The 12753-nt window shown below is 64.6% G+C and carries 12 protein-coding genes and 1 pseudogene; 3 read left to right on the forward strand and 10 right to left on the reverse strand.

Annotation, left to right across the window (positions count from 1 at the left end; genetic code table 11):
• Window positions 1-46 precede the first annotated feature (46 nt).
• From NLM15_RS12365 to NLM15_RS12375, 3 genes and pseudogenes are all read left to right on the forward strand, one after another.
• Window positions 47-1002: pseudogene (locus NLM15_RS12365) on the forward strand (hypothetical protein).
• 205 nt (window positions 1003-1207) lie between these two features.
• Window positions 1208-1912 carry a cysteine hydrolase family protein gene (locus NLM15_RS12370; RefSeq protein ID WP_254117220.1) on the forward strand — a complete coding sequence of 235 codons (705 nt, stop codon included), beginning with the start codon at window positions 1208-1210 and terminating at the stop codon, window positions 1910-1912.
• A gap of 4 nt (window positions 1913-1916) precedes the next feature.
• Entirely contained in the window at window positions 1917-3569 is a 1653-nt protein-coding gene (locus NLM15_RS12375; RefSeq protein WP_254117221.1) for a regulator, read from the forward strand.
• 69 nt (window positions 3570-3638) lie between these two features.
• Here the strand turns inward: NLM15_RS12375 and NLM15_RS12380 are convergent, their stop codons facing one another.
• From NLM15_RS12380 to NLM15_RS12425, 10 genes are all read right to left on the reverse strand, one after another.
• On the reverse strand, window positions 3639-3935 hold the full coding sequence (locus NLM15_RS12380; protein ID WP_254124218.1) for a hypothetical protein: 297 nt from the start codon (window positions 3933-3935) through the stop codon (window positions 3639-3641).
• A 124-nt stretch (window positions 3936-4059) separates the two neighbouring features.
• Window positions 4060-4893 (reverse strand): carbohydrate ABC transporter permease, encoded by an 834-nt coding sequence (locus tag NLM15_RS12385; protein ID WP_256565429.1) that lies wholly within the window; start codon window positions 4891-4893, stop codon window positions 4060-4062.
• The gene (locus NLM15_RS12390; RefSeq protein ID WP_254117222.1) at window positions 4890-5828 is read right to left on the reverse strand and encodes a carbohydrate ABC transporter permease; all 939 of its coding nucleotides are present in this window, start codon (window positions 5826-5828) and stop codon (window positions 4890-4892) included. Before NLM15_RS12390 ends, NLM15_RS12385 begins: the two co-directional genes overlap by 4 nt.
• Entirely contained in the window at window positions 5825-7174 is a 1350-nt protein-coding gene (locus NLM15_RS12395; protein ID WP_254117223.1) for an ABC transporter substrate-binding protein, read from the reverse strand. Before NLM15_RS12395 ends, NLM15_RS12390 begins: the two co-directional genes overlap by 4 nt.
• A gap of 59 nt (window positions 7175-7233) precedes the next feature.
• Entirely contained in the window at window positions 7234-8013 is a 780-nt protein-coding gene (soxA, locus tag NLM15_RS12400; protein ID WP_254117224.1) for a sulfur oxidation c-type cytochrome SoxA, read from the reverse strand.
• Window positions 8010-8327 (reverse strand): thiosulfate oxidation carrier complex protein SoxZ, encoded by a 318-nt coding sequence (soxZ, locus tag NLM15_RS12405; protein ID WP_254117225.1) that lies wholly within the window; start codon window positions 8325-8327, stop codon window positions 8010-8012. Before soxZ ends, soxA begins: the two co-directional genes overlap by 4 nt.
• On the reverse strand, window positions 8327-8794 hold the full coding sequence (locus NLM15_RS12410) for a SoxY-related AACIE arm protein (protein ID WP_254117226.1): 468 nt from the start codon (window positions 8792-8794) through the stop codon (window positions 8327-8329). Before NLM15_RS12410 ends, soxZ begins: the two co-directional genes overlap by 1 nt.
• Before the next feature lie 4 nt (window positions 8795-8798).
• On the reverse strand, window positions 8799-9245 hold the full coding sequence (gene soxX / locus NLM15_RS12415) for a sulfur oxidation c-type cytochrome SoxX (protein WP_254117227.1): 447 nt from the start codon (window positions 9243-9245) through the stop codon (window positions 8799-8801).
• Window positions 9238-10509 (reverse strand): NAD(P)/FAD-dependent oxidoreductase, encoded by a 1272-nt coding sequence (locus NLM15_RS12420; RefSeq protein WP_254117228.1) that lies wholly within the window; start codon window positions 10507-10509, stop codon window positions 9238-9240. Before NLM15_RS12420 ends, soxX begins: the two co-directional genes overlap by 8 nt.
• A 54-nt stretch (window positions 10510-10563) precedes the next feature.
• On the reverse strand, window positions 10564-12750 hold the full coding sequence (locus NLM15_RS12425) for a molybdopterin cofactor-binding domain-containing protein (RefSeq protein ID WP_254117229.1): 2187 nt from the start codon (window positions 12748-12750) through the stop codon (window positions 10564-10566).
• Between the last annotated feature and the right edge of the window lie 3 nt (window positions 12751-12753).

The raw sequence follows: 12753 nt of genomic DNA on the forward strand, positions 1-12753 counted from the left end.
GCATCCGTGGCGCTCCTGCTAGTCATGGCTTCCAGTGGAGAACATCATGGCCGCAAACGCATTCGACACCGCGATCACCGAGACCGCCGAGGCGCTGATCGGGCCGTGGCGCCAGCCGCGCCAGATGCTGCAAGCGCAAACTTACGATGCGCATGCGTCGATCCACGATGACACGACCGCGCAGAAGCTCGGCTTCAAGGGCGGCACCATCGAGGGTCCGACACATTTCAGCCAGTTCGCCCCGCTCGGTGCGCGGCTGTGGGGACAGGCCTGGTTCGAGAGCGGATGCCTCTCCGCGCATTACCGCAGCGTCTGTTACGAAGGCGAGGAGGTGCAGGCGATCCTGTCGAACCGCTGCCCGGCACGAGCCAGTGCCAGATCCAGATCGTCAAGCGCGACGGCACCGAGGTGCTGCGGGGCACGGCCTCGGTCGGCGAACCGCAGGCCGCAACCGCGCTCGAGGCGCGCCTCGGCGAGCTCAAGCCGCTCGCCGATCCCGTGATCCTCCGCGACGTCAAGGTGGCGCAGACGAGCAAGCGGCAGACGGTGCGGATGGCGTTCGACCAGAACATGGGCGACCTCTATCCGTTCTCCCTCCGGCAAAAGCTCGCCGTCATCACCGAGAACTCGCCTTATTATTCCAGCGCGGACAATCCGTGGGGCAGGGCCGTCATCCCTATGGAGATGCTGAGCGTGCTGTTCCAGTACCGCTCCAAGGACGAGCCGTTGCCCACGAAGGGTCCGGCGGTCGGCCTGTTCGCCGACCAGGAGATCAGGCTGATCAAGGGTCCGCTCTTTGTCGATGAGGCGTACGACGTCGAGCGTGAGGTTGTCGCGCTCTCCGGCAGCCGCCGCACTGAAAGCGCCTGGATGAGGACGCGCGTGTTCGACAAGACGGGCAGGGTGGTCGCGACCATGCTGCTCAACATGGCGACGCTGAAGGAGTCGTACGCGCGGTATGAGGAAGAGTATCGCCAGCTGTATGGAGATACTGGCCGCTAAGAAGCGAGCTTTATAGCCGCTCATCCTTTGGGCAAATGCACGTCGCAAAGCCGTCGCACAGGGAATAAGCAGACGTCGATCGCCGACGTAACCTTCTGACTACGCAACGAATTCCCGCGCTACCTGCGCCCCACCGCAATTGTACACAATGGCACGGCGCTTGCAGAACTCCTCGTAAAGCGAGTTCTCGCGAGGGGCGGGCGTCATGTTGAACTCAAGCAAGCCGACACTGGGCGTCATCAGCGCCGAGCCCGAGCCGATCAGGCTCGACTGGTCGTCGACCGCGCTTCTCATCATCGACATGCAGCGCGACTTCATGGAGCCCGGCGGCTTCGGTGAGACGCTCGGCAACGACGTCAGCCAGCTCGCGCGCGCGGTGAAGCCGATCGGCGCGGTGCTGAAGGCGGCGCGCGACACCGGCATGCTGGTGATCCACACCCGCGAGGGGCATCTGCCCGATCTCTCCGACGCGCCGCCGGCAAAGGTCGAGCGCGGCGCGCCATCCTTGCGCATCGGCGATCCCGGCCCGATGGGGCGCATCCTCATTCGCGGCGAGGCCGGCCACGACATCATTCCCGAGCTTTATCCGCTCGACAGCGAAGTCGTGATCGACAAGCCCGGCAAGGGTGCGTTCTACGCCACCGAGCTCACGGATGTGCTAGAGAAATACGGCATCGAGAATTTGCTGGTGTGTGGCGTCACCACCGAAGTGTGCGTCAATACCACCGTGCGCGAGGCCAATGACCGCGGCTATCGCTGCGTCGTCATCTCGGACGGCTGCGCATCCTACTTCCCCGAGTTTCACGAGATGGGCCTGAAGATGATCAAGGCCCAGGGCGGCATCTTCGGCTGGGTCGCGAGCTCAGCCGCTGTCTTGGAGGCAATGCAGGTTTCGACCACACAGGGGTAACATCATGAGCACATTGACGGGGATGGCCGGCAAATCCGAGTTCAAGCCGGCACTATGGACATCGGGCGACTGGAACGCGTTCTTCGGCTTCGGCACCAACATCCTCGTCAACATGCTGGTGCTCACGGGCCTGCTGCGCTTCGTCCTGAAGATGCCCGATAGTCTCGTGTTCGGCCGCATCCTGCCCGCGCTCGGGCTGATGATGTGCCTCTCCACCTTCTACTACGCCTATCTCGCCTATCGCCTCGCGCAGAAGACCGGCCGCAACGATGTCTGCGCGCTTCCATCAGGCGTCAGCGTGCCGCACATGTTCATCGTCACCTTCGTGATCATGCTGCCGATCACGATCAAGACCGGTGACCCGCTCAAGGGCTGGTCCGCGGGCCTGGTCTGGGTGTTCTTCCAGAGTTTTATCCTGATGATCGGCGGCTTCATCGCGCCATTCATCCGCAGGATCACGCCGCGCGCGGCGCTGCTCGGCACGCTCGCCGGCGTCTCCGTCACCTTCATCTCGATGCGGCCGGCGCTGGAAATGTACATGACGCCGCAGATCGGCCTCGTCTGCTTCGCCATCATTCTGCTGAGCTGGTTCGGCGGCGTGAAGTACTGGCGCGGCATTCCCGCAGGTCTCGTCGCCATCGCGGCCGGCATGATCATCGCCTGGGGCTCCAACCTGTTCGGGCTCGGCCTCGGCGGATTGAGCATCGCGGGCGTCGGCGCTGCCTTCGCCAATTTTGGTTTCTCGGTGCCGATCCCGGCCGTGGGCTACGTCTTCTCCGGCTTCGAATTCCTTGGCATCATCCTGGTCACCGCCATTCCGTTCGGCATCTATGACCTCGTCGAGGCCATGGACAATGTCGAAAGTGCGGAAGCGGCCGGCGACGAATATCCGACCACGCGCGTGCTTACCGCCGACGGTGTCGTCAGCCTGATCGGCTGCCTGATGGGCAATCCCTTCATCAATGCCGTCTATATCGGCCATCCCGGCTGGAAGGCCATGGGAGGCCGCATCGGCTATTCGGCTGCGACCGGCATCATGGTGGTGGTGCTGGCCTGGTTCGGCATCATCTCGGTGCTGCTGGCGCTCGTGCCCGTCGTCGCGATCTCGCCGATCCTGCTCTACATCGGCATGCTGATCGGCGCGCAGGCGTTCCAGACCACGCCGGTCAAGCACGCGCCCGCGATCGTGCTGGCACTGACCCCGCATCTCGCCGCCTGGGCGAAGCTGCAGATCGACACCATGCTGGGTTCGACCATGATGGCGGCAACATCGATCGGTGGTCTCGCTGCCGACAAGGCAGACGCAGTCAAGGCCGCTGCGATCGCCGCACTGCCGCAGCAGGGCGTGTTCTATCACGGGTTGGAGGTGATGGGTGGCGGCTCTATCCTCGGCGGCCTCATCCTGGGCGCGATCGGTGTCTTCATCATCGAACGCGACTTCGAGAAGGCATCCGCCTTCGCGCTCGTCGGTGCGGTGCTCACCTATTTCGGCTTCATGCACGGCGAAGCGGTGGGTATCGGCGGCGGCTTCGGTGTCACGCCTGCGGTGGCGCTCGCTTACGCCGCGATGGCGGCCGGCCTGTTCGCGGCGAGCAAGCTCGGCGCCGGCGAACCATATGCCGCGCATCCGGAGATGCACGCCGCACCGGCGGAGTAGGCCGGGTCAACAGAAGTCTGCGGACGGGCGGCGTCGCGTCGCCCGTCCGCATTCTGCGTCGGCCAACAATTACGCGTTGGATTCCATACTCACCAAAACTTCCCCGGCTATGATCTCGGGGTCTCCAAGGTCGAGGTCGTGCAGGCTTGCCTTAACGAAATCCAGCACTTTGTCGTTCGCCGCATTGGCGCTTTCGCGATCCTTGAATATCATCACAGCGACGCCGACGCCTTCGCCTCCATCCAGTACATAATAAGATCTGAAGCCGGGCGATTCCCTTAGGATGTGACCGATGCCGCTTTTGGCGCGGCGAGCAGCATCCGCAACCGAACGAACCTTGGTGTACTTTCGAACGAACATGTACATCAGGGCACCCATGTGTCTCAGTTCCTGCCCCACGCATCAAAGCATATGAGGACGCTGCTGGACTAGGGCTACTTCCGCGAGGGGGCGCAGGCGCACTTGTCGGGGGAGACTTCCGGCGCGGAATTTACCCGCCCTTGACCGCTCCCGCCGTGAGCCCGGCGACGATCTGCCGCTGGGCCAGCACCGTCAGCAGCAGCACCGGGAAGGTGACGATCAGTGCCGCCGCCGCCAGCGGGCCCCAGCTCAGCTGGTCGAACGAGATCATGTTGTAGACGGCGACGGGCAAGGTGCGGGTCTCGCGCCCCGCCAGCACGATGCCGAACACAAAATTGTTCCAGGAGAAGATCACGGCGAGGATGAAGGCGACCGCGATGCCGGGCTTGGCGATCGGAAGCGCGACGTGACGAAAGACCTGCCAGCGGCCCGCGCCGTCGATGAGGGCGGCTTCCTCCAGCTCCATCGGCGTCGTCTCGAAATAGCCGATCATGATCCAGATCACGATCGGCACCGTCACCACGAGATGGATGATGATCTGCGGCACCAGCGTGCCGAGCAAGCCGAGCCACTGGAACAGCAGGAACAGCGGGATCAAATAGGACAGGCCTGGTGTGATGCGGGCGATCAGGATCACGATCGCGGATTTGTGCGCGGCCATGCGCGCGATGCCGTAGCCGGCGGGTACGCCGACAATCAGCGCCAGAAACGTCGCGCTGCCCGTCACGATCAGGCTGTTGATGAAATAGGTCAGGAAGCGGTTGGAGGCGAGCACGTCGGCATAGTTCTTCCAGGCGAAACGCTCGGGGATGAACACCGGCGGGTAAGCGGCATTGTCGACCTCGAACTTGAGCGACAGCGAGGCCATCCAGAGGAAGAACAGGATCGCCGGCGACACGATGATGAACACCGAAAGCCACAGGCCGATCCTGCCGATGATCTGACGCAGGTTGATTTGGCTCATGCGCCCCTCGCGATCTCGGTCCACAACATGCGCTGGCGGGCATAGAGCATCACCGCTGCGAGGGCGACGATGAGGAGGAAGAACACCACGGCGATCGCCGAGCCGTAGCCGAGGTCGTAATAGGTGAAGGCGACGCTGTAGAGGTAGATGTTGATCGTCTCCGATGCCGAGCCCGGTCCTCCTTGTGTGATCGCGAAGATGATGTCGAAACTCTTCACCGCGTCGATCATGCGGATCATGCCGGCGATGAACAGGAACGGCATGATCAGCGGCAGCGTGATGAAGCGGAACACCTGCCAGAAGCTGGCGCCGTCGATCTGCGCGCTTTCATAAGGCTCGGTCGGGATCGCGGCGAGGCCGCCGAGCACGATCAGCATGACCAGCGGCGTCCATTGCCAGGTCTCGACCAGCACCAGCGAGGGAATGACGGTTGCGGGGTGGAAGACCCAGAGCTGCGCGGGGATTCCGACCAGCGACAGCAAATAGTTCAGCACGCCGAGCTGCGGATGGAACATCATGGTCCAGACCAGCGCGATCGCCACGGGCGTTGCCATCATCGGCATGATGAAGACACCGCGCAGAAAACCGCGGCCGGCGAATTTCTGGTGAAACACCACCGCCGAGAGCGTGCCGAGGACCAGCGGCAGCACCACCGACAGCGCCGTGTAGACCAGCGTATGGCCGACCGCTTCGAGAAAACGGGGATCGCTGGTCAGCCGCAGATAGTTTGAGAACCCGACGAAGGTGGTCGGCGAGCCGACCTTCCATTCGTTCAGGCTCATCCAGATGGTGAAGACCCACGGGAAGATGATGATCGCGAGTACGACGACCAGCGCCGGCACCACGAACGGCCAGTAGGACGGCGGCCGCAACTCCTTCTCCGGCGCGGCACCCGATTGTGCCGCGGCCGGAGTCGACTGTGTCAACGCACTCACGCTTTTTCGCTACGCTCCAGGATCGGCCGAAACTGGTCGTGGGCCTTCTTCAACTCCGTAGCAGGGTCGGTGCCTGCGAGTGTCGAGGTGATTGCAGCGCCGACAAGATCGCGGAATTCGGCGACCGGGATGATCACGGGAAGGCCGAGCTTGCTGATCTTGGCGGAGTCGATCACTGACTGCAGCCACTCCTTGGGCATCTTCACGCCGCTCTGGACTTCGGTGTCGTTCAGGATCGAGTTGCGGAAGGGCACGCCGCCGCCGGCCTGCAGCAGCCGGGCGCCCTGTTTCTTTGAGACCACCCACTGGCAGAGCAGATAGGCGGCTTCCTTGTTCTTGCTCGCCGCGGCAATGCCGATGCCGTCGCCATAGGTGGCCGAGTACTGGCCCTTCGGTCCGGCAGGGACCACTGTGTAGCCGACCTTGCCGACGACACGCGAAGCGGCCGGATCCTCCAGCGGCGGCGCCCAGCCGACGCCGTCGATCCACATCGCGGAGCGGCCTTGCGTGAACGAGGCCATCGACTCCATCCAGTTGAAGCCGGCGACGCCGGGCGGAGCGACCTTGGTCAGCAGCGTCTGATAGAGCTTTGTCGCCGCGACCGCCTCCGGGCCGTCGGTGAGGATGTTGCCCTTGGCGTCGAGGAATTCGCCGCCATAGTTGAGGAAGAAGTTGGTCCACAACGTCATGTTGGCGTTGCGCAGGCCGCGCCCGACGAAGCCGTAGGTACCTTCCTTGGTGTCGGTGAGTTTTTCGGCGGCCACGACCATCTCGTCGAGGGTCTTGGGGACGGCGACGCCCTTCTTCTGGAACAGCTCCTTGTTGTAATAGAGGATGAAATAGTCGACCGACCAGGGCAGCGACAGCATCTGGCCCTTGTCGTTCTTGGCGTATTGCAGGCCGGCGGCCGAGAAATCGCTCTCGACGAGATCGGGCGCGGTCAGCGCCGGATCCTTCATGAAGGGCGTCATGTCGGCGAGCCAGCCGGCTTTCTCGAACTGCCGCTTCTGCACGTGATAGCTGAGATGGACGACGTCGAAGCTCGGCCGGCCCGAGGTCAGCTCGATCACCACTTTCTGGCGCTGCTGCTGCTCGGGGATCTGTTCGGATTCGACCTGGATGCCGGTGAGCTCGGTGAACTCCTTGATGTTCTTTTGCAGGTTGTCGCCGCGCGGACCCTTGGCGAGGATCACCTCCAGCTTGGTCCCGGCATATTTCTTCCAGTTGACCTCGGCGCGCGCCGGCAATCCGGTCAGGCTGAGCGCGCCGGCCGCGGCGGTGCCTGTCAACAGCGTACGGCGCGAGATGTTGTGGTTGGCCACTTCAAGTCCCTCCCTTAGAGTCATTTTCTTTGGAAGCGATACTAGCGGCCGCGCCACGCCTGCCTAGTCCTAATCTTGAGGACTCAGGGACGCACGGCCGGCGCTTCCATCGGCAGGCCGTGCGCCCGCGACATCAGGAAAAGTTCGAGCGCGACCAGTTCGGGCGAGCCGTAATCATAGGCCTGGGCGCGGACGCCGGTCATGCAACTGCGCAACCGGCGCTCGATCGACCCCAGCGTCTGCCACTCAAGGCGGTAGAGCGGATAGCCGGTCGGCTGCCCCTGCGTGATCGGCGCGCCCGCAAGACGCTTGTCGAAATTGTCGTCGTGGCAATTGGTGCAGGCGAGGTTGAGCTGGCCCTCGCGCTGCATGAAGAGGTCGCGGCCCTGTTCGACAAAGGGTTTTAGCTGCGGATCATCGCCGGCGGTGATCGCGACGCCGCGGGACTGGTGGGCGACGAAGGCGGACAGCGCCAGGAGGTCGCGGCTTTCGTAGGGGAGGGCCGTCGCCTGCTGATGATCTACGCGACAAGAATTGATGCGCTGGTCGAGCGTGACGGGACGCGCCAGTGCCTTGTCGAAGGCTGGATAGCGTGCCGCGACGCCCTTCATGCTGCTGCGTGCATCGCCATGGCAATCCGCGCAGGCCTTGTCGGCACTGCCGGCCTTCTTCGTCCAGAGCGCCTCGCCGTCGAGCACGAACAGCATGCCGGGATTGGACGTGTCGTCATCCTGCATGGCGCGGGTATCAGGGCCCATGAAGGAATAGCCGGACCGGCGCGCATCGGGCGGGATTTCACCGGCGAGCAGGACAGGGGCCGTGGCGAGCAGCGTTGCTGCCGCTATCGCGCGCCAAATGGTCATTCGACCGTGATCGATGCGGACGCGGTTGACGAATAGCCGTTGTCGCCGATCCATTCAAACTCGAACTTGCCGCTCTCCTTCGCGACCGTGAAGAAAGACAAATACGGGTTGGCCGCAATCGCCGGAAACAGATCAGCGCGAAAGATCTCGGTGCCGTTGTAGCGGCACGAAAAGCTCGTGATGATGTCGCGCGGCACCAGCGCGCCGTCCGCGGTGTGGCGGAAGCCGGTCTCCATGATGTGCGAGGTCAGCGTGCGGATCTCGATGATGTCGCCGCGCTTGGCCTTCGAGGGAACGTTGATGAGCGCGGCCATCAGTTCATCTCCTCGGTGCAGGCGGCGAGCGTCACGACGACATCGGCGGCGACCTGCCAGAACGTGTCGTCGGACAGGCGCGCGATTGCCACCACCTTCTGGGTGTCGGCGAGCCGGATCCGGGTCGAGACCTGGGCGCGTCCGGAGGACGAAGTGAGATGGAAATTGCCGATGTTCGGCTGCGGGTTCTTCTCGTTGAAGACGTGGATGCTCTTGACGTAGTCGTCCGCCGTCATCGGACTTGCGACGCTCACCGTCATCGGCACCGTGTTGCCGTTCTCGACCAGCGGCGGAATGTCGAGCTTCACCCTGCCGTTGCGTATGGGCGCTTCGCCGACGACGTTGCGGATCGCCGTGGTGAGCATCGCCGGCGTTGCCTCGAGCGGCCGCAGCGTGACGATCGGGATCGTCCCGGCGGCCGTGACGCCTCCGGCAAGGCTCAGGAATTGTCGTCGCGTGGTTGGCATGCACCTAGTCCCGAAGCGTTGCAAGAAAGGCCACGATGTCCTCGATCTCCGAGGCCGACAATATCGGCTTGCCGGCGAAATTGCGCCCGACGCGCACCAGGCCGTCGTTGCGATAATAGGACGGCATGATGGTCTCCGGGTTGAAGCGCGACGCATCGACCAGCCGGAGCCGCAACTGGCTCGCCGTCCAGCGGTTCCCGGCGCCGGCGAGATCGGGCGCGAGGTCGCCCTGGAACCGCGTTTCCGGGAAGGGGCCGGAATGGCAGAGGATGCACGTGGTCGCGCGCGCGAGCACCAGCGCGCGGCCGCGCGCCGCATCGCCGGGCGCAGCGGTGAGCGACTCGGCAATGCCATCGCCGGTGACCTTGTAGGGCACAAGCTCGTCCGCGCTCGCAGCGCAGGCAAGGCTGGCGGCGATCAGCGCCGCAATATGGAGGGATGCCCTAGCCAAAGGTGTCCGCCGCAATGGTTTGAAACCAGCGTTCCGCCTCGGCGGCCTCGCGGGCGCGCAGTTCGCGCGGTGCGTCGACCGGGCTCGTCGCGCCGCCCTCGACCTCGGCAAAGATGTCGCCCCTGGGCTGGTAGTTGCCCGCGAGGGAGAAGCCGTAACCGGGCGCGACGGTGTTGTAGCAGACGCCGGTCAGTCGCGGCGCCTCCGGTGCGCGGCCCGCGAACAGGTTGACGATGGCGGCGGCGCAAGCCTTGCCCTGCGCGCTCGCGGCCGATGCCGATTTGGGGATGCCGCCGCCGAGGCAGGCGTCGCCGATGACGTGGATGTTCTTGACGCGTTTTGACTCGAAGGTCACGGGATCGATCGGACACCAGCCGGTCGCATCCGTAGCGCCCGCGATCTCGGCAACGCGCCCGGCGCGCTGCGGCGGGATGATGTTGGCGACATCAGGCGCGTAGTTACCGAACTCTGTGACGATGGTCCGGGTCGCCGGATCGACCGAAGTGACGCGGCCGCCTTGCGATAGCGCCACGCGCTCGATCATGTCGCCGTAAAGCTCTTTCCACGCCTTCTCGAATAGCCGCTGCTGCGAGAAACTGTCCTTGGCATCGAGGATCAGCACCTTCGAGCGCGGCTTCTTCGTCTTCAGGTAATGCGCGATCAGGCTGGCCCGCTCGTAAGGCGCCGGCGGACAGCGCGAGGGATTGGCGGGGATCGCAATGGCGACCGTGCCGCCGTCCGCCATTGCTTCCAATTGTCGTCGCAGCAACATTGTCTGCGCGCCGGCCTTCCAGGCGTGCGGCATCTTCTCCGATGCGGCCTCGTCGTAGCCGGGCAGGCCCTCGAAATGAAAGTCGATGCCGGGCGACAGCACGAGGCGGTCGAAAGGCAGCGCAACGCCATCGGCCGTCATGACGCTGCGCAGCTGCGGCTCGATTGTGGTGACAGTCTGGCTGATCACGGTGACGCCCTCGGCGGCGAGCTTGTCATAGCTGAACTGCTGCGCCTCGATCTCGCGCAGGCCCGCGATGACCTCGTTGCTGAACGGGCAAGAAGTGTAGACCGCATTGGGTTCGATCAGGATGACTTGCAAGTCTCCCTGCGTGCGCTTGAGCGCGCGGGCGCAGGCCGCGCCGCCAAAGCCGCCGCCGACCACGACGACGCGGCCCGCCGATTGCGCGCGCAGGATCGAAGGGATGGCGAGGGATGTAGCCGCGACGGTGATGCCGAGGACGGCATTCCGCCGCGTCACCGGCACATTCATGTGTCTTGTCCGGAAAATTGCCGCGGCGGCCATTGTGGCCGCCGCGGCGCTCTTTTAGGCGAAGGTGATGTTCTGGTCGCGCAGCGGCACCGAGCGGATGCGTTTGCCCGTCGCCGCGAAATAGGCGTTGAGCACCGCCGGCGCCGCAACGCCGATGGTCGGCTCGCCGACGCCGCCCCAGAACCCGCCGCTCGGCACCATCACCGATTCCACCTTCGGCATCTCGTTGATGCGCATCGAGTTGTAGGTGTCGAAGTTGGTTTGCTCGATCTTGCCGTCCTTGACGGTGCAGCCGCCGTAGAACAGCGCGGAGAGGCCGTAGACGAAGGAGCCCGCGATCTGCCGTTCCACCTGCGCCGGATTGACGACGTAGCCGGGATCGGTGGAGGCGACGATGCGATGGACCTTGATCTTGTTGCCGTCGGTCACCGAGATTTCGGCAGCGCCGGCGACATAGCTGCCATAGCCCATGACCTGCGCAATGCCGCGATAGACGCCCTTCGGCGCGGGCTTGTCCCAGCCGATCTTCTCGGCCACGGCATTGAGCACCGCCAGATGCTTGGGATGATTGCCCATCAGCTTGCGGCGGAATTCGAGCGGGTCCTGGCCTGCGGCCTGGGCCAGCTCGTCCATGAAGCACTCCATGTAGATCGCGTTGTGATTGACGTTCACGCCGCGCCAGAAGCCGGGCGGAACGTGCGGGTTGCGCATCGCATGCTCGACCAGAAGGTTCGGCACCGAGTAGCCGAACGCGGCCTCGCCTGATTGCGCGACGCCCTGGAATGCGGCCGGGTCCATGCCGTTTTGCAGCGCTTCGGGGCGCAGCGAGAACAGGATCGACTGCCCGGACAGGCGGTAGTGCAGCGCGATCAGATTGTTGTTGGCATCGAACGCGCCGGTCATCTTGCACTGGGTGATCGGGTGATACCGACCGTGCGCCATGTCCTCTTCGCGCGACCACAACAGCTTGATCGGCGTACCCGGCATCTGCTTGGCGATCATGACCGCCTGGCGGACGTAGTCGGTCTGGCCGCGCCGGCCGAAGCCGCCGCCGGGCATCACCTTGTGCACGTCGCACTTCTCCGCCGGCAGGCCGGACGCCTCCAGCACCGCCGCGAAGGCTGCTTCGCCGTTCTGCGTGCCGCACCAGACCTCGCACTTGTCAGCCGTGTAGACCGCGGTGGCGTTCATCGGCTCCATGGTGGCGTGGTTCTGGTAGGGATAGCTGTAGACGGCTTCGACCTTCTTGGCGGCGCCGGCAATCGCCGCCTTGGCGTCACCGTTCTTGTTGCCGACATAGGCCGGTTGCGCGTCGTCGAGGCCCTCGGCCAGCCACTTCGCAATCGACTCGCTCGAGACCTTGGCGTTCTCGCCCTCGTCCCAGACGATCGGAAGTGCTTCCAGCGCGGTCTTGGCGCGCCACCAGGTGTCGGCAACGACCGCGACCGCGGTATCGCCGACCTTGACGACCTTCTTGACGCCTTTCATGCCGGCGATCTTGGCCTCGTCATAGCTCTTCAGCTTGCCGCCGAACACCGGACAGTCCTTGATCGCGGCATTCAACATGCCCGGCAGCTTGACGTCGACGCCGTAGATCATCGTGCCGGTGGTCTTGTCGGCGGTGTCGAGCCGCAGCAGGCCCTTGCCCGCGATGGTCCAGTCCTTGGGGTCCTTCAGCTTGACCTCGGCCGGCGGCGTCAGCTTTGCCGCGGCTTCGGCGACCTTGCCGTAAGTCGTCGTCTTGCCCGACGCCTTGTGGGTGATGACGCCCTTGGCAACGGTGCATTCCGAGGCCGGCACTTTCCATTCGTCGGCCGCGGCCTGGATCAGCATCACGCGTGCGGTAGCGCCGCCCTTGCGGACATAGTCCTGCGAGGAGCGGATGCCGCGGCTGCCGCCGGTCGAGAAATCGCCCCAGACGCGCTTGCGGGCGACGCTCTGGCCGGGGGTCGGATATTCGGTCGTGACCTTGGTCCAGTCGCATTCCAGCTCCTCGGCGACGAGCTGGGCGAGGCCGGTGAGCGAGCCCTGGCCCATTTCGGAGCGGGCGATGCGGATCACCACGGTGTCGTCGGGCCTGACCACGACCCAGGCGTTGACCTCGGGCGAGCCGTCGGCTGCGCGGACCACGGCGGGGCCGCCGAAGGGCAGGTCGAAGCCGATGGCGAGGCCGGTGCCCACGGCGGCGGTGCCGATGACGAAGGCGCGGCGGTTCATCCGGGGAGAAACATGCTTGTTCATGGG

Origin of the sequence: Bradyrhizobium sp. CCGB20 (assembly GCF_024199855.1) — a bacterium.
In the GTDB taxonomy this organism is placed as follows: Bacteria; Pseudomonadota; Alphaproteobacteria; order Rhizobiales; family Xanthobacteraceae; genus Bradyrhizobium.